Source organism: Sphingomonas sp. G-3-2-10, from assembly GCF_012927115.1.
GTDB lineage: Bacteria > Pseudomonadota > Alphaproteobacteria > Sphingomonadales > Sphingomonadaceae > Sphingomonas.
Window position 1 is genome coordinate 543613 of record NZ_JABBFY010000002.1, and the last position, 15807, is coordinate 559419.

General features: G+C 66.8%; 18 protein-coding genes. 2 read left to right on the top strand and 16 right to left on the bottom strand.

What is annotated here, in order from left to right; all coding sequences use genetic code 11:
* Positions 1-205 precede the first annotated feature (205 nt).
* Positions 206-616, bottom strand: a complete 411-nt coding sequence (locus tag HHL13_RS19220) for a hypothetical protein (protein WP_169557539.1) — start codon at positions 614-616, stop codon at positions 206-208.
* Positions 617-764: 148 nt separating this feature from the next.
* Between HHL13_RS19220 and HHL13_RS19225 the strand changes: the two genes are divergently transcribed.
* Complete coding sequence (locus HHL13_RS19225; RefSeq protein ID WP_169557540.1) at positions 765-1979, top strand: hypothetical protein; 1215 nt, start codon at positions 765-767, stop codon at positions 1977-1979.
* A gap of 34 nt (positions 1980-2013) precedes the next feature.
* Here the strand turns inward: HHL13_RS19225 and HHL13_RS19230 are convergent, their stop codons facing one another.
* From HHL13_RS19230 to HHL13_RS19275, 10 genes are all read right to left on the bottom strand, one after another.
* Positions 2014-2409, bottom strand: coding sequence for a hypothetical protein (locus HHL13_RS19230; RefSeq protein ID WP_169557541.1), 396 nt, complete (start codon positions 2407-2409; stop codon positions 2014-2016).
* A 65-nt stretch (positions 2410-2474) separates the two neighbouring features.
* Positions 2475-3008 carry a demethoxyubiquinone hydroxylase family protein gene (locus tag HHL13_RS19235; RefSeq protein WP_169557542.1) on the bottom strand — a complete coding sequence of 178 codons (534 nt, stop codon included), beginning with the start codon at positions 3006-3008 and terminating at the stop codon, positions 2475-2477.
* Entirely contained in the window at positions 3005-3505 is a 501-nt protein-coding gene (locus HHL13_RS19240) for a disulfide bond formation protein B (RefSeq protein ID WP_169557543.1), read from the bottom strand. Before HHL13_RS19240 ends, HHL13_RS19235 begins: the two co-directional genes overlap by 4 nt.
* Positions 3506-3514: 9 nt before the next feature.
* Positions 3515-4855 carry a S41 family peptidase gene (locus tag HHL13_RS19245; protein WP_169557544.1) on the bottom strand — a complete coding sequence of 447 codons (1341 nt, stop codon included), beginning with the start codon at positions 4853-4855 and terminating at the stop codon, positions 3515-3517.
* A gap of 85 nt (positions 4856-4940) precedes the next feature.
* Entirely contained in the window at positions 4941-6125 is a 1185-nt protein-coding gene (locus HHL13_RS19250) for a peptidoglycan DD-metalloendopeptidase family protein (protein ID WP_169557545.1), read from the bottom strand.
* A gap of 6 nt (positions 6126-6131) precedes the next feature.
* The gene (locus tag HHL13_RS19255; protein WP_169557546.1) at positions 6132-6554 is read right to left on the bottom strand and encodes a 23S rRNA (pseudouridine(1915)-N(3))-methyltransferase RlmH; all 423 of its coding nucleotides are present in this window, start codon (positions 6552-6554) and stop codon (positions 6132-6134) included.
* A gap of 9 nt (positions 6555-6563) precedes the next feature.
* Positions 6564-6782: a hypothetical protein gene (locus tag HHL13_RS19260; RefSeq protein WP_169557547.1), complete on the bottom strand. Its 219-nt coding sequence runs from the start codon at positions 6780-6782 to the stop codon at positions 6564-6566.
* A 9-nt stretch (positions 6783-6791) separates the two neighbouring features.
* Positions 6792-7154 (bottom strand): ribosome silencing factor, encoded by a 363-nt coding sequence (gene rsfS / locus HHL13_RS19265; RefSeq protein WP_169557862.1) that lies wholly within the window; start codon positions 7152-7154, stop codon positions 6792-6794.
* Between the two features lie 26 nt (positions 7155-7180).
* The gene (locus tag HHL13_RS19270; RefSeq protein ID WP_240953902.1) at positions 7181-7810 is read right to left on the bottom strand and encodes a nicotinate-nucleotide adenylyltransferase; all 630 of its coding nucleotides are present in this window, start codon (positions 7808-7810) and stop codon (positions 7181-7183) included.
* A complete protein-coding gene (locus HHL13_RS19275; protein ID WP_169557549.1) occupies positions 7807-9054 on the bottom strand; it encodes a glutamate-5-semialdehyde dehydrogenase in 1248 nt (415 codons plus the stop codon). The genes HHL13_RS19270 and HHL13_RS19275 overlap by 4 nt, the downstream gene beginning before the upstream one ends.
* A gap of 143 nt (positions 9055-9197) precedes the next feature.
* Here HHL13_RS19275 and HHL13_RS19280 point away from each other — a divergent pair, with 143 nt between their 5' ends.
* Positions 9198-10265 carry a DUF3667 domain-containing protein gene (locus HHL13_RS19280; RefSeq protein WP_169557550.1) on the top strand — a complete coding sequence of 356 codons (1068 nt, stop codon included), beginning with the start codon at positions 9198-9200 and terminating at the stop codon, positions 10263-10265.
* Positions 10266-10274: 9 nt separating this feature from the next.
* Here the strand turns inward: HHL13_RS19280 and HHL13_RS19285 are convergent, their stop codons facing one another.
* From HHL13_RS19285 to HHL13_RS19305, 5 genes are all read right to left on the bottom strand, one after another.
* Positions 10275-10640, bottom strand: coding sequence for a hypothetical protein (locus HHL13_RS19285; RefSeq protein ID WP_169557551.1), 366 nt, complete (start codon positions 10638-10640; stop codon positions 10275-10277).
* A 58-nt stretch (positions 10641-10698) separates the two neighbouring features.
* On the bottom strand, positions 10699-12657 hold the full coding sequence (gene ftsH, locus HHL13_RS19290; protein WP_169557552.1) for an ATP-dependent zinc metalloprotease FtsH: 1959 nt from the start codon (positions 12655-12657) through the stop codon (positions 10699-10701).
* Positions 12658-12739: 82 nt separating this feature from the next.
* Complete coding sequence (tilS, locus tag HHL13_RS19295; protein WP_169557553.1) at positions 12740-13726, bottom strand: tRNA lysidine(34) synthetase TilS; 987 nt, start codon at positions 13724-13726, stop codon at positions 12740-12742.
* 4 nt (positions 13727-13730) lie between these two features.
* Entirely contained in the window at positions 13731-14702 is a 972-nt protein-coding gene (locus HHL13_RS19300; RefSeq protein WP_169557554.1) for a tetratricopeptide repeat protein, read from the bottom strand.
* 67 nt (positions 14703-14769) lie between these two features.
* Positions 14770-15717 carry a helix-turn-helix domain-containing protein gene (locus tag HHL13_RS19305; RefSeq protein ID WP_169557555.1) on the bottom strand — a complete coding sequence of 316 codons (948 nt, stop codon included), beginning with the start codon at positions 15715-15717 and terminating at the stop codon, positions 14770-14772.
* Between the last annotated feature and the right edge of the window lie 90 nt (positions 15718-15807).

Consider the following 15807-nt stretch of genomic DNA (forward strand, 5'->3'; position numbering starts at 1 on the left):
GCCGGAGCGGTGGCCGTATGGCGATCCGGTGATTGCCAAGGCTCCGGCCTTCGCCGAACCACAGCCTATCGTCCTAACGGGCGCCGCAGAACAACCGCGCGGTGACAAAGCCATTCCTCCGCGCCTCCGCGCGAACAAATCTTGTTCCCTTCTTCGCGAGAAACCTGACTCGCCCCTTCCCGATGCGCCGCGCCTCTTAGCTATTCTACCGAATACCCTGCTCGATCACACCGACGATCTCTGCCATCGAAATCGCGAACACCCCGCCATTCGCCGCGCGCCACTGGGCGATGCCGTCTTTCGCATCCGGAAAGCTGGCCTGCCGAGTCGAAAGCCGCGTGACGCTGGCGTCGAGCGTCTCCTTCGAAACCGGCAGATGCCCGATCTCCTGCAGCATCCCGCCGCCCGCTTCGATCTTCAGGCCGGTCACGCTGATATGATGGATGGGCTGCCCGCGTGGATCGGTCTCGATCGCCTGGATCTTCAGCAGCGATCCTTCGTCACGCGGCAGCGTGCGATATTCCCATACCTGCCCAACGGCATAGGGTCCCGCAGGCAAAACGGGCGCAGGCTGGGCCAGACCCAGCAGAGCGAACAGAGCGAGCAGCAGCTTCATGTGGCGCAGGCTATCGACGCCCGGCGCATGTCACAAGCGCAGCGTCACCCCGGTCTCGCTCCCTAAGAGAGGTAGCTGCCTACCCGGCGCCGAATATGGATACGCGCGCCAGTGGACGCCGCCCACCGCAACCGATAGGTCCCGCCACATGGGGTGGGACCGCCAGATCAGACGCCTGATGCTCGCGCTCGCGCTCACCTGCGCGCTGGGCTGGCTGTTCAAGGCGCATTGCGCGCCCGGCGGCTGGACCGGTTCGGAGCAATACAGCACCGGCTGCTACAGCGACGCCGTTCCCTTCTGGACCGGACGCGGCGTGGCAGGCGGCGAGATCCCCTATTTCCAGACGCGGCTCGAATATCCGGTGCTCACCGGCGCGCTGATCTGGGTCGAGGGCGGCATCACCCGAGCTCTGTTCGGCGCATCGGCCAATGCGATGCATTTCCTCTTCATCGTCACCCTGTTCAACGCCTTGCTCGCGGGCCTCGTTCTGTGGCTGTTGCGCCGCGCGGGGATGGAGGATCGCCGCCTCTGGGCATGGGCGCTGGCCCCGCCTCTGGTCCTTTATGTCGGGCATAATTGGGACCTGCTGGCGATTGCCTTCACCGTCGCCGCGATGCTGCTTGCACGATCGAGCCGCACGGTTGCAGCCGCGGCCACCGCCGGCCTCGGCCTCGCCGCGAAACTCTATCCGGTGCTGATGCTGCCCCTGCTCGGTCTCGGCGTGCTGTTCGGCTCGTCCGACCCGTGGCTAAAGCGCCTGCGCCTCGCCACGCTCCTGTCGCTCGCTGCGATCGGCGCATGGGCGCTGGCGAACCTGCCCGTCGCGGCCTCCGCCTTCACCAACTGGAGCGAATTCTACACCTTCTCCAGCGAGCGCAGCGGCACCGCCGCATCCTTCTGGGAAATCATGGGGGTTCAGGGCTGGTGGGCCACCAGCACGCCAGACCGCAATCTCTACGCCGCACTCGCCTTCCTCGCCGGCGCCGCCGGGATCATCGGCCTTGGCTGGCGCCAGCATCGCGAGCGGCTGTGGATATTGTTCACCCCGCTGCTCGCCTGGTTCATGCTGACCAACAAGGTCTATTCGCCCCAGTTCGACCTGTGGCTCTACCCGATGCTGCTGATGACCGCCCCGCGCCTGCGCCCGGTCGCTCTGTTCGTCGCGGCAGGCACGGCCGCCTATTTCGCCGAATTCTGGTGGTTTGCGTCGATGGAGCAAGCCTGGCCCTACACTGTCACCCCCGGCCACATCGCCCTCGCCGCCGCGATCCGCGCCGCCGCGATGCTGTGGCTGATCTGGGATGCGTTGAGGCTACCCCCGCCGGAATGGCTGACGCGCGAGGCGCCTGCTTCTACCTTCTAAAGCCCCTCCCCTTCAGAGGAGGGGCTAAGAAGGATCACGGAAGCGGCAGATTCTCCGCCTCTTCCTTGCGCTTCTTGGCTTCCTGACGCGCCTCGGTCGCCTGGCGCACGAAACACCCCGTCGCACCGTTCGCGCCCACCGCCGAACAGCTGTTCGTGCCCGTGCCGCCCGTCGTCAGCGCGTCCTGCTGGCGCACCGCCCAGCTCTCGGTCGCCTGCGGGCGCACGTCGGCTTCGCGGATATTCTTGGGGATGCGGAACCGCTCGGATTCGTCGAGGCGCTGGCACACCACGATCTCGTCGCCATTCTCGTTGGTCGGGCATTTGTCGTTGCCGTAGATCAGCAGCACGCCCGTGCGCTGCGCCAGTGCGGGCGCGGCCCACAGCATCGGCGCGGCGATCAACCCGGCGATCATCATCTTCTTCAGCATCGACTCACCTCCTGCCACGCATGGCCTGCCGTATCGCTGTCTAGCTGAACGCAGACCTTACGGCATCATATCCGTTTGGACAGCCCGATCGCTGCCCGGCACCCCAGCCTGATCAATCCCGACAGCAGCGGATAGGCCGGGGCCTGTTCCGCGCCGGACGCCATCGCCGTGTCGAGATGCTCCAGTTCCTCCGCACGGAATTCCGCCACCGCCTCGCTCAGCTCGGGGTCGCTCGCGTCGAGCTCCTCGAGCTGCTGGCGGTAATGCCGGTCGATCTCGGTCTCCACCGCGGCAGTGCACGCCATCGCCGCTTCGGGGCCGATCGCGGCGGTCACCGCGCCCAGAGCGAAACCCGCCACGTTCCACACCGGCTGCAGCGCCGTCGGCCGCACGCCGCGCTTCGCCGCCAGCGCGTCGAAGAATTTGCGGTGCCGCTCTTCCTGCGCCGCCATGCCGGCGATCGATCGCGCGGCGGGGATACGATCGCCCATCACCGCCAGCTGCCCGGCATAGATGCGCGTCGCGCCATATTCGCCGGCTTGATCCACCCGGATCATCATCGGCGTCGGCTCGCGCCGGTCTCCGGGCTTCCAGCTCATCGGCGCGGCTTGCGGAACGCGAACGCGAGGATCGCGATCGCACCGGTCAGCGAAAGGATCGCGTTCCACCCCGCCAGCGAGATGTTGAACAGCTTCCATTGCGGGATGTCGCAGCTCGTCAGCGGCTTGCGGCGGATGCTCTCGATCAGGTCCATGCCCGACAGGTTCGGGTCGATTGGCACGCTGCATGCCGTGATGCCGTTCCACCAGTGATATTCTACGCCGGCATGGAACACGCCGATCGCGCCGCTGACCGCGATCAGCACCGCGGCGATCAGCACCAGCAGCAGCCGCGCGGTCCGCTGCGTCATCGCAAACGCAAGCGCGGCCACCAGGATCGCCGCATAATGCGGCCACCTTTGCCAATGACACATCTCGCACGGGTATAATCCGCCGATATATTGCGATCCCAGCGCTCCGGCCATCAGGCCCAGCGGCAGCAGCAGCGCGATCCAGCGCGCGGTGTTCAACTCGTCGCGGCGTCCGAAATCCGACATCGCGGTCGCTTACTTCTTGGCCGCCACGCCGGTAGTCGCCGGACGTCCGCCGGTGCGTACGATCGTCTGGATCGCATAATGGAGCTGGAAGTCCTCGATGCCCTTCTTCTTGAGCTCGTCGGCGCTCATCGAGAAGCGCGGATCGTCCTTGCCGCTATCGTCCTCCAGCACCGAATCGTCGACATTGGCGGTGTTGACGAGGTGGCGGCGCAGATCGGCTTCGCGCAGCACCGGCCGCGTCTTGTAGTCCGGATCGGAGATCTGCGGGACGGGCAGGTCCGGCTTGATGCCGCCTTCCTGCACCGAATGGCCCGACGGGGTGTAATAGCGCGCCGTGGTCAGACGCAGCGCCGAACGCGGGCCCATCTGCAGGATCGACTGGACCGAACCCTTGCCGAAGCTGCGCTCGCCCATGATCACCGCGCGGTGGTGGTCCTGCAGCGCGCCGGCGACGATCTCGGATGCCGATGCGGTGCCCGAATCGACCAGCACGATCACCGGCAGCCCCTTGGCCATGTCGCCCGGAACCATGCTTTCCGCATAATAACGTTCGATATCCGTCTTTTCGCGGCCGCGCTGCGAGACGATCTCGCCACGTTCGAGGAACACGTCCGACACGCCGATCGCTTCGCTCAGCAGGCCGCCGCCGTTCGAACGCAAATCGATCACATAGCCGATCGGCTTCTTGCCCAGCTGCTTCTCGATCGCGATGATCGCGGCGCGGGTGTCGGCGGTGGTGGTCGCGGTGAAGGTATTGATGTTGATATAGCCCACGCCGTTGCGGACTTCCCACTTCACCGGCTTCTGCACGATGGTCTCGCGGGTCAGTTCGAACGTCATCGGCTTTTCGGCGCCGGGGCGGAAGATGGTCAGCGTGATCTTGGTGCCCGGCTTGCCGCGCATCTGCTCGATCGCTTCGTCCAGGCTGCCGCCGACGATATATTTGCCGTCGAGATGGGTGATGAAGTCGCCCGACTTCAGCCCGGCGCGGGCGGCCGGCGTATCCTCGGTCGGCGCGACGATCTTCACCGCGCCGTCCTGCATCGTCACGACGAGGCCCAGGCCGCCGTAATTGCCGTCGGTCTGGATCTTCAGATTGTCGAAATCGAGCCCGTCCGCGAACGAGCTGTGCGGGTCGAGCGCCGACAACATCCCCTGAATCGCGCCGTTGACCAGGGTCTTGTCGTCAACCTTCTCGACATACTCGCCCTTCACCCGGTTGAAGACTTCCATGAAGACTTCGAGCTCGCGGTAGCTGCTGCTGTCGACTTCGGCCATCGCGCTGCTGGCGATGGGCACGATCGCAAGAGCAGCGACGGCGGCGGTGACCTGAAGAAGCGGACGGATCATAAGGCGACTTTCGGAGAGAAACGCATGAACTGTGTTAGCCGAGGATAGCGGCTTTTGCGGGGCGGAGCAAAGGCAGGAATGTCCCTCAATCGAGCAGGCGAGACAGGTCCATGGGCTGGCCGCGACGGCGGAGCTCCACGGTCAGCCGCGGCGAGTCCGCGCCGACCCGGCCGATCGCCGCCCCCTGCGCCACCGCCTCGCCCTTTCGCACTCCCACCTGCGCCATGCCGGTGATCAGCGACGTCCAGCCATTGCCGTGATCGATGATGACGATCCCGCCATAATCGCGAAAGCCCGAGGCATAGACGATCTTGCCCGCGGCTGGCGCGAACGCTTCGCTGTTCGGCGCAGGCGCCAGCGTCAGTCCGCGCGCGCGCACGCCGGTCGCCGACAGCTCACCGAAGCCCGTGACGATCTGCCCGCCGATCGGCAGGCGATACGGCGGCGCCTGCGCCCGCTTGCCCGGCACCGGCGTCTCGCCGGGCTGGGGCGGGCGCGGCAGCGGCCCCGGCAGCATCTGCAAGTCGGTCTGCAGCTCGGCGGCCTCGCCTGCGCTTTCCATCTGGTCGACAATGTCTCGCGCCTGCTCGCCCAGCGCGATCGCGCGGTCGGATTCGACCAGCGCGCTCTTACCCAGCTCGGACGAGCGCAGCCGGTGCTCGGCTTCCAGCCGCACCAGCGCGATCCGCTCCGCCTCGACGCGGTTGCGTCCCTCGCGCAGGCTGCCCACCGCCGCCACGGCTTCGGCGCGCAGATTGCGGATGCGGTTCAGCTCGGCGCGGACATCGGCGGTACGCTTCTCGACCACCGGCATGACGGTGCCCAGCACCGCGCGGACATGCACCATATCCTCGGTCGATCCGGGCTGGACCAGCGCCAGCGCGGGCGGACGCCGCGACATGGATTGCAACGCGGCGATCAGCCGCATGATCGGCCCCTGCCGCTCGGCGACACGCGTGCGCTGATCGGCCAGCTGGCGATCGACGATCGCGATGCGCGCGCGGGCAGCCTGGATATCGGCTTCCGCGGCCTTGATCCGCTCGACCGCCGCCGCCTCGCGCGCCCGCGCCTGCGCGGCCCGGTCGAGTTCGCCCGCCGCCTGCTTTTCCAGCGCTTCGGACCGCGCCTGCGCCGCTTTCGACGCGGCGTCGGCGGTCGCCAGCCGGCCCTTCTGTTCCTCCAGCGAAGGCGCCTGCGCACGCAACAGCGAGCCGCTGGCAAGCATCGCCACCAGCGCCACGGTCAGGCCAAGGCCACGCAACGGTCCCATCAGGACCTATCCTTCGCGGTGATAGGGATGGTTGGCAAGGATCGACACCGATCGCCACAGCTGCTCGGCGAGCATCGCCCGCGCCATCATGTGTGGCCAGGTCGCGCGCCCGAACGACAGCAGCAGATCGGCCTTCGCGCGCTCCTCGTCGCCAAAGCCGTCCGCCGCACCGATCATGAACCGCGTCTCGCGAATCCCATCGTCGCGCCACGCGCCCAGCCGCTCGGCGATCACCCGCGACGAGAGATTCTCGCCGGTCTCGTCGAGCATCACGACGCGCGTCGCGCCTTCGATGGCCGGGATCTTCCCGCCCGTGTCAGGCAATTCGCTGACGCGCGTCGGCCAGGTGATTCGCTTCAGATAGCGATCCACCAGTTCGGCTTCGGGACTACGCCCGATCCGTCCCCTTGCAACGATATGGAGCAGCATTGGGCAGGCCTAGCCGTGAATTCCGGCGTCACGCCGGCTCCGGACCAGCCGAATCTTTCGGATCGGATTTGAACCCAGCGTGACAAGAAGCAACGCTAATAGGATCGACCGGATCCAGAGCGGGACACCGTCCCGATCGGGCAGGAAATAGAGCCCGATGCAGAAAAGCGTGACGACGAGGATCGAATAGCCCCATGCCGTCAGCGACTTTCTGGCATCGGCGGACATCGGAATCGCTTACGCCTGACCTGCGTCGCCGAAGCCCCACATGCGCTCGAGATTGTAGAAGCTGCGCACTTCGGGGCGGAACAGATGGACGATCACGTCGCCCGCATCGATCAGCACCCAGTCCGCCGTGGGCAAACCCTCGACGCGCGAGGAGCGGCCGAAATCGGTCTTGATCTTCTCGGCCAGCTTGTTGGCCATCGACGCGACCTGACGCGTCGATCGGCCGCTTGCCACGACCATATAGTCGGCGATGCTGCTCTTTCCGGCGAGCGGGATCGAAACGATCTCGACCGCCTGATCGTCGTCCAGCGAGGAAAGCACGAGCTGGTGCAGCGCCTCGACGCCGGGATCGGCTTCGGGCGAACGCTGCACATGGGGTTGAGTGGCCAAGAGGACTCCTAGGGACAAGACGCGTCTGTGCCGTTTCGTGATGGAGGCGGCGACAAATAACGCCGATGCCAGGCGGGGTCGGCGGCCCGAAGGCTCGTCGCCGAAGTCGGATCAGGGCGGAAGCGCAACAGCACGAGTGCCGGCAATCTCCATCGAGTCCAGTTCTTCGCCTGGCCTGCGGGCCGCACAGAGCGCCGCAGCCAACTCATCGCAGGACTTGCGTGAGCACCTCTCTCATACCCCGGACGGGCGATTACCGCAATCGGAACCTGCCGGGCGATCCTGCGCCAGTTCTTCCATGCGTGGAACTGCGCCAGATTGTCCGCGCCCATCAGCCAGATGAAGCGATGTTTCGGATAGCTTCGCGGCAGCTTCGTCAGCGTATCGACGGTGTAGCGCGTCTTCAGCCTTTTCTCGATGGCAGTGGGGCGAATCGGCGCATGACGCGCCATCGCTCGCGCCGACGCCATCCGCGCCTCGAACGGCGCCATACCCTTTTGCGGCTTCAGTGGATTGCCCGGCGAGACCATCCACCACACTTCGTCCAGCCCCAGCGCGCGAATCGCATGGATCGAAAGCCGCCGATGGCCGCGATGCGCCGGATTGAACGAGCCGCCGAGAAGCCCGACCTTCTTCAAGGCCGGGTCTGGCCCGTGCCCCGCACGATCCATTTGTAGGTGGTCAGCCCTTCGAGCGCGACCGGCCCGCGGGCATGGAGTCGCCCGGTCGAAATCCCGATCTCGGCGCCCAGCCCGAATTCGCCGCCATCGGCGAACTGGGTCGATGCGTTCCACATCACGATCGCGCTATCCACGGCGTTGAGGAAATGCTCGGCCACCGCCGCGTCGTCGGTCACGATCGCGTCGGTATGATGCGATCCGTGCGCAGCGATATGCGCGATCGCGGCATCCACGCCGTCGACCAGCTTCACCGACAGGATCGAATCGAGATATTCGGTATCCCAGTCCGCATCCGAGGCCGCCACCGCGCGCGGTTCGATCGCGCGGATTTGCTCGTCGCCGCGCAGTTCGCAGCCGGCATCGGCCAGCCCGGCAAGCACCGGCGCGGGATCGGCGAAGCTGCGGTCGATCAGCAGCGTCTCGGTCGCCCCGCAGACCCCCGTCCGGCGCATCTTGGCGTTCAGCGCGATGGCGCGGGCCATCTCGGGGTCGGCGGCGGCATCGATATAGCTGTGGTTGATCCCGTCGAGATGCGCGAGCACCGGCACCTTGGCTTCGGCCTGCACCCGCGCGACCAGGCTCTTGCCCCCGCGCGGCACCACCAGATCAATCGCGCCCTCGGCCTGAAGCATCGCGCCCACCGCCGCGCGGTCGGTCGTCCCGACCAACTGGATCGCATCGGCCAGATCGCCCAGCCCGCGCGCCAGACTGGCATGAATCGCCCGGTTGCTGCGGATCGCCTCGGATCCGCCGCGGAGGATCGCCGCATTGCCCGACATGAAGGCGAGCGCCCCCGCATCTGCGGTCACGTTGGGGCGGCTCTCATAGATGATGCCGATCACTCCGATCGGCACCCGCACGCGGGTCAGCACCATGCCGTTGGGCCGCTCGGCGCGGTCGATCACCTGCCCGACCGGATCGTCGAGCCGAGCGACGGCCTCGACTCCCGCCGCCATCGATTCGACACGCCCGGCATCCAGCTTCAGCCGGTCGAGCAAAGCGCCGCTCAGGCCATTGGCTTCGCCCGCCGCCATGTCCTCGGCATTGGCCGCGACGATCGCTTCGCGGTCCGCGCGGATCGCCGCCGCCGCCGCCAGCAGTGCATCGCGGCGGGTTGCGGTGCCGGTCGCGGCAAGGCGCAAGGCGGCCACGCGCGCGCGCGCGGCGAGACCTGCCATCAACGAAACTGAATCCTGCGTCATCGCCCCGCGCTTAGCATCGCGACCGCGCAGCCGTCACCTGCCCCGGCGCAGGATATGAAATTGTCGCCCGCCAAGCTCAGCTAAGGCCGGTTTCGACAACGTTGCCTCTCGCGCGCTTTCGCCCGCTTTGCTACCGGAGCCCCATGTCGGGGGAATTCGAAGCAGCAGGCGGGATCGTCACCGGAGGCCTGATCGGCCGCGCGCTGGAACCGCGCGCCGGCGAGCATGGCGGCGAGGCGCACGGACCCGGCGCGCTCTGCCTCAATTGCGGCACCGCCTTGATCGGCCCGAATTGCCACCAGTGCGGTCAGTCCGGGCATGTCCATCGCTCCCTGGGCGCGATCGGGCACGAGATCCTCCACGGCGTCGCCCATTTCGAAGGCAAATTGTGGCGCACCCTGCCGCTGCTCGCCTGGCGTCCCGGCGAACTGACCCGCCGCTATGTCGAGGGCGAGCGCGCGCGCTTCGTCTCGCCGATGGCGATCTTCCTCTTCTCGATCTTCACGATGTTCGCGGTGTTCCAGATCGTCGGCTTGCAACCTCCGAGCGACATCAACACCGGTCTCGGCACCACCGAGATGATCGCCGAGATGCGCCAAGAAGCGGTCGATCGCCGCGCCGACTCCATCAAGGAACGCGATGAGCGCAAGGCCGACGATCCGAAGCGCGCGCGCTACGAGAAACGAATCGCCGACGCCGAGGCCACGATCCGCCAGCTCGATTCGATCCCCAAGAGCGCAATCAACGGCCGCGCTCGCGTCACCCACATTCAGAGCGGCTGGTACGCGCTCGATCACGGGTTCGAGAAATGGCAGAAGAACCCGTCGCTGATGCTCTACAAGCTGCAGACCAGCGTCTATAAATTCTCGTGGCTGCTGATCCCGCTATCGCTGCCGTTCGTATGGCTGCTGTTCTTCTGGAAGCGGCAGTACCATCTCTACGATCACACGGTGTTCATCACCTATTCGATCGCCTTCATGTCGCTGCTGTTCATCGTCATCACGCTGGCGAGCGCCATCGGCGTGTCGGAAGGCTGGATCGTCGCGGCAAGCCTGATCCTGCCCCCGCTTCATTTGCTCCGGCAGATGCAGCAGGCCTATTCGCTCCGCTGGTTGTCGGCGACGCTGCGAACGATCGTGATGCTCTTCTTCATCACCATCATCGTCTCGATCTTCCTCACCCTGCTGGTCGTGATGGGCTCGCTAGGCTGAGTCGCCTGCTCACCGGCACGGATAACGCCGCTTCATGATCGCGTAGAAGGCCGTGCGCATGCTCATGCCGCGCTGCGCGGCGGGAATGCGTTCCAGCTCAGTGATGAACTCGTCCTGGCTCATCGGTTTGTCGGCCGGCGGCGGGCAGCTATGCGGCTTGCGGCCCGCCTTCTGCGCCGCCGCCAGATCGGCGCGATAGCCCGCGCGAATATTCGCTACTTCACCCCGCAGCAGCGCGATATCGGGCGATCCGATCGCCAATATTCCGCGCGCCCTGAGCGCGTGCACCTTGTCGAGGAATTCGGCCACGGTCATCGCGCTGGCCGGAACGGCGGTCACGCAAAGCAGAATGGCGGCGGCAACCAGTCGCTTCATGCGAAAACCCCTCCCCGATCGTCTCGGGAAGGGTTGTTTCGCGCAACTATGGCTGAAGTCAGGCGCCTTGCGGCGTCGGATTGCCGAACGGACCCTTGGGCCGGCGGATCTTGGGGATCGACGTCCCGCCTGTCGGGATCTGGGCATGGATGCCCGCAGGGTCCTCGCGGCCGATATCCTCACCCGCCAGGATCCGCTTGATCTCCTCGCCGGTCAGCGTTTCATATTCGAGCAGCGCATTGGCCACCGCGTGAAGCTGATCGTTATAATCGGTCAGCACCTGCCGTGCGCGGGCGAGGCCGTCCTCGACCAGCTTCTTGATCTCGCTGTCGATCAGCTTCGACGTGTCGCTCGACATCGGAGCGTTGCGCAGCCCGCCCTGCCCCAGATAGCTGTCGTCGGCATAGGTGTGCTCGATCGGACCGACCTTGTCGGACATGCCCCACATCGTCACCATCGAGCGCGCCAGACGCGTCGCGCTCTGGATGTCGCCGCTCGCGCCGCTCGACACCTTGTCATAGCCGAAGATCATTTCCTCGGCGACGCGGCCGCCCATCGCGATCGAAAGATGCGCGTGCATCTTGTCGCGGTGCAGCGAATAGCTGTCGCGCTCGGGCAGGCGCATCACCATGCCCAGTGCGCGGCCACGCGGGATGATCGTCGCCTTGTGGATCGGATCGCTCGCCGGCTCGTGGAGCGCAACAACGGCATGACCGGCTTCGTGATAGGCGGTCATCCGCTTCTCATCGTCGGTCATCACCATCGATCGGCGCTCGGCGCCCATCATCACCTTGTCCTTGGCTTCCTCGAACTCGCTCATCGCGACGAGGCGCTTGCCCCGGCGCGCGGCGAGCAGCGCGGCTTCGTTGACCAGATTGGCCAGATCCGCGCCCGAGAAGCCCGGCGTGCCGCGCGCGATGACACGCGGATCGACGTCGGGCGCCAGCGGGACCTTCTTCATATGGACCTGCAGGATCTTCACGCGGCCATCGATATCGGGGGTCGGAACGACCACCTGACGATCGAAGCGGCCCGGACGCAACAGCGCGGGATCGAGCACGTCGGGGCGGTTGGTCGCCGCGACGATGATGATGCCTTCGTTCGCTTCGAACCCGTCCATCTCGACCAGCAGCTGGTTCAGCGTTTGCTCGCGCTCGTCATTCTGGTTGCCGATGCCGCCGCCGCGCGAACGGCCGACCGCGTCGATTTCGTCGATGAAGACGATGCACGGCGCGCTCTTCTTGGCTTGCTCGAACATGTCGCGCACACGGCTTGCGCCGACGCCGACGAACATCTCGACGAAGTCGGAACCCGAAATGGTGAAGAACGGCACGCCGGCCTCGCCCGCGATCGCGCGAGCGAGCAGCGTCTTGCCGGTGCCGGGCGAGCCGACCAGCAGCGCGCCCTTCGGAATCTTGCCGCCGAGGCGCGCGAACTTGGTCGGATCGCGCAGGAATTCGACGATCTCCTGCAGCTCCTCACGAGCTTCGTCGATACCGGCGACGTCCTCGAAAGTGACCTTGCCTTCCTTCTGGGTCAGCAGACGCGCACGGCTCTTGCCGAAGCCCATCGCACCCGATCCCGAATTCTTCTGCATCTGGCGCAGCACGAAGAAGGCGATGCCGAGGAACAGCAGGAACGGCAGCGACTGGTACAGCAGATAGACCCAGATCGACGGCGTCTCCTCGGGACGCGCGGTGATCTGGACGTTCTTCGCCAGCAGGCGGTCGACCAATTGGTCGTCCCCCGGGCTGTTGGTGCGGAACTTGGTGTCATTGGTCAGGGTACCGCTGATCGTCTTCTCGGCGATGTTGACGTCCTTGACCTCGCCAGCCTCGACCTTCGCGATGAACGCCGAATAGCTGATCCCCGTCCCCGCGCTCTGCGCGCCGGGATTGTTGAACAGGCTGAGAAACAGCGCGAGTGCGGCCAGGATTCCCACCCAGATCAGCAGGCTCTTCATCCAGGGGCTGCCCCCCGGATTGCCGTCGCCATTCTGCTTGTCGTTCTCGTTCATTCGGATTCGGTACCTTTCCTCACCGCACTAGATAGGCACCGGGCGGTTAATGGCAATGGAACAGCCCCGATCTTTGGGCCAATCAGTGTGTCCGGCGAGGTGGAGCCGCCCGGAAATGCCATTCTCCGCGAACCGGCCGCGCTTGCACATGGGCGATCGTGCCCCCGCTTCCGCCGGCCAGCGACGCCATCAGCCGCTCGAGTCCCTGATCGCGCCACGGGCCCGGCGATCCGCTGGCCGTCCGGACATGCGAGACCGCGCGATGGGTCAGCCGCCGCGCCAGTTCATGCGGCAGGCCTGCGGCGTCGAGCCACGCTTCCGCGCCCTCGAACCGCAGCCGCGCCCCGGCCTCGCGATCGGCCGCCCAGGCCAGCGCCGCCTCGGCATCGCGCAAATTGCTCGCCGCATGTGCCAGCCGCTGCGCCAGCAGATCGGGCGTCGCCGCGATCAGCGCGCGCATCCGGCTGCGGTCGAATCTCGGATCCTGGTTCGATGCATCCTCGGCGCAGGTCACGCCCGTCCGGCGCACGACCAGCGCCAGTTCGCATCGCGCCCAGCCGAGCAGCGGCCGCACCAGTTCCACGCGCTCCGCCAGTTTCCGCGCCGGCCGCATCGCCGCAAGGCCGCCCACGCCCGCGCCGCGCCGCGCCCGCATCAGGAAGGTTTCGGCGACATCGTCGCGCTGATGCGCCGTCGCGACCCACGGCATATCCGCTCCGGCCCATTCGGCGAGCGCGCGATAGCGCGCGGTCCGCGCCTGATCCTGAAGATTGCCCGGGCCGCGCCAGTCTGCCGGCAGGGCCAGCGTCGTATGGGGCACGCCGAGCCCTTCGCACAGCGCGGCGACCATCGCTGCCTCGCCCGCCCCTTCGGGCCGCAGCCCGTGATCGACCGTCGCCGCGCGCACCGCGACGGGATAGGCCGCTGCCGCCAGCACCAGCAGCGCCATGCTGTCCGGCCCGCCGGAAACCGCCACCCCGAGCAGGCGCTCGGGCGAAGGCGCTTCGCCGGTGATCGCTTCCAGATCGTTCCGAAACCGTTCGATCAGTTCGGAGTCGGAACGATCCATTGCATTACTTGCACTTGTGCTTGGCGCGCCCCGCGATCATCCCGGCGCGCATCTCGGCCGAGAGCGTCGCGCCATAGCCCTTGTCGAGCTCATTATAGACGCGGCAGATCTCGCTCGACGGTTTCTTCAGCTGCTCCAGCGCCTGCGCCAGATAATAGAGGCTGTCGGCCGCACGCTCGCCATTGGGGTTCTTCGTGTAATTGTCGAAGAAGGTCTTGGCCGCCAGGCTCGGTGCGCCGCCGTCCAGATAGGCGCGGCCCAGCAGGTTCGCGGCATAGCTGGCGCGGCGATGGTTCGGATATTTGGCGACGACCTGTTCCAGCTCCTTGCGGGCTTCGGGGTAGAATTTCCCCTCCCACAAGCGGAAGCCATAAACATAGCCGTTCTCGGCTGGATCGGTGCCGGCCGGCTTCTGTACGGCGGCCAGTCGCTCGGCGCGCGAAGCATCGGCGGAGGGCTTGGGCCCCGCCGGCGTCGTGGTCGTCGTGGTGCCGCCGCTGGTGGCCGGAGGCGTCGGACGCGGGGTCGGCCGGGTCGGCGTACGCGCCGGCTCCTCGATCACCGGCTGTTCGGCTTCCCGCGTCGGAACCGAGCTGGCAGTGTCTTCCAGCGCCTTGATCCGCGCATCGGTCGAGCGCTTGTACGCAGCGAATGCGTCTTCCAGCAACCGGATGCGGTTCTGCGCCTGCTCGACCTGACCGGTCAGCGTTGCGATCTGCGATTCGAGCGCGGCGACGCGCTGCGTCAGATCGGCGATCGGGCTGCTCGCCGGAGCGCCCGGTACGCCATTGGCGGTCTCGGCGGTGATTTCGGGCTCGAAGGTCGCACCGGCCCCGCCGGGAAAGATCTTGCGCTGCACCGCGCGCATCTCGCGCTCCAGCCGGTCGACGCGCATCTCCAGCGCGCTTTGCGCCTGCGCCGGAACGGTATAGCCAAGAGCGGCGATCATCACCGCGACTGCAACCAGAATACGCATCGTCACACCCCCCGGTGCTGGATAGAATTGAACAAATTGACTGGCACGCATCACCTGACTCCCGCCTTTACGGCGTGGTCGTCGCATTGCCAGCCGGGGATAGTACGGGCTGGGCCGGTGCAGGCGCGGCGGTCGCCGCGGTCGGACGCGGCCGAGGCGTCGGCGTCGCCGCCGGCCGGGTCGCGATCGGACGCGGGGCCGCTGCCGCCGGGGTTCCGCTCGCGGCCGGCGATGGCGTCGCGCCGGGCTGGCCGCGCGTGCGCAGCGCATCGGCGCTCACTTCAACGTCTACCGTCTGCGCGCCATCGGCCAGCGGTGCGACGTTCGATCCGTTCAGCGTCACCTGGATCAGATCCGGGCGAGCCGTGCGCGCGCGCGGATGATCGGCGTCGGCGGGCACGTCATAACGTTCGCCCGGCGCCATCTGCTTCTGGAACAGCACCTTGCCGGCGCCGTCGGTGACGCTCAGCCACACCGTATCGATCGCGATCAGCGCGACCTGGCCGCCGCCGACCGGAGCCGCGACGGCTTCATTGCCATCGGCAGAGGAATTCGATTCGACCGGGATCTCCAGCGTCTCGGGCGCAGCCGGACTGCCACGGAACAGGCTGGTGCCATAGAACAGGCCGACGCCGATCAGCGCCAGCACCGCGACCACCACGCTCGCCCAGATCAGCCCGCCCGGCGCGCCGCGGTCATTCTCCTCGAACTCGTACGATGGCGGCGGCGGGGCACGCTCATAGGTGCCGCCCAGCTCGCCGCGCAGTTCGCGCGCGATCGCCACTTCGTCGGCTCCCACCGCGCGGGCATAGGCCTTGGCAAAACCCAGTGCGTAGGTCGACGAGGGCAGCGACGCATAGTTCGACTTCTCGATCGCTTCGAGATGTCGCTGCGGGATACGGGTGTTCGCCGCGACCTCGGCAAGGTCGACCCCCTGCGCCTCGCGCGCAGCGCGCAGCTTCTCCCCGACGGTGGCCGGGAACAAGGTCGCCTCGGGTTCGGGCTCGCCTTCCATTCTACTCTCCGGCGGCAGGGTTTACGGGGCCGCCCATGACGGGCGGTGTCGCCTGAGCAGGTGCGGCTGTCAACGCCGCGTTCAGCAAAT

Coding starts and splice junctions, on each gene's coding strand:
- HHL13_RS19220 (WP_169557539.1), bottom strand. CDS start 616: ATGAAGCTGCTGCTCGCTCTGTTCGCTCTGCTGGGTCTGGCCCAGCCT.
- HHL13_RS19225 (WP_169557540.1), top strand. CDS start 765: ATGGGGTGGGACCGCCAGATCAGACGCCTGATGCTCGCGCTCGCGCTC.
- HHL13_RS19230 (WP_169557541.1), bottom strand. CDS start 2,409: ATGCTGAAGAAGATGATGATCGCCGGGTTGATCGCCGCGCCGATGCTG.
- HHL13_RS19235 (WP_169557542.1), bottom strand. CDS start 3,008: ATGAGCTGGAAGCCCGGAGACCGGCGCGAGCCGACGCCGATGATGATC.
- HHL13_RS19240 (WP_169557543.1), bottom strand. CDS start 3,505: ATGTCGGATTTCGGACGCCGCGACGAGTTGAACACCGCGCGCTGGATC.
- HHL13_RS19245 (WP_169557544.1), bottom strand. CDS start 4,855: ATGATCCGTCCGCTTCTTCAGGTCACCGCCGCCGTCGCTGCTCTTGCG.
- HHL13_RS19250 (WP_169557545.1), bottom strand. CDS start 6,125: ATGGGACCGTTGCGTGGCCTTGGCCTGACCGTGGCGCTGGTGGCGATG.
- HHL13_RS19255 (WP_169557546.1), bottom strand. CDS start 6,554: ATGCTGCTCCATATCGTTGCAAGGGGACGGATCGGGCGTAGTCCCGAA.
- HHL13_RS19260 (WP_169557547.1), bottom strand. CDS start 6,782: ATGTCCGCCGATGCCAGAAAGTCGCTGACGGCATGGGGCTATTCGATC.
- HHL13_RS19275 (WP_169557549.1), bottom strand. CDS start 9,054: ATGACGCAGGATTCAGTTTCGTTGATGGCAGGTCTCGCCGCGCGCGCG.
- HHL13_RS19280 (WP_169557550.1), top strand. CDS start 9,198: ATGTCGGGGGAATTCGAAGCAGCAGGCGGGATCGTCACCGGAGGCCTG.
- HHL13_RS19285 (WP_169557551.1), bottom strand. CDS start 10,640: ATGAAGCGACTGGTTGCCGCCGCCATTCTGCTTTGCGTGACCGCCGTT.
- ftsH (WP_169557552.1), bottom strand. CDS start 12,657: ATGAACGAGAACGACAAGCAGAATGGCGACGGCAATCCGGGGGGCAGC.
- tilS (WP_169557553.1), bottom strand. CDS start 13,726: ATGGATCGTTCCGACTCCGAACTGATCGAACGGTTTCGGAACGATCTG.
- HHL13_RS19300 (WP_169557554.1), bottom strand. CDS start 14,702: ATGCGTATTCTGGTTGCAGTCGCGGTGATGATCGCCGCTCTTGGCTAT.
- HHL13_RS19305 (WP_169557555.1), bottom strand. CDS start 15,717: ATGGAAGGCGAGCCCGAACCCGAGGCGACCTTGTTCCCGGCCACCGTC.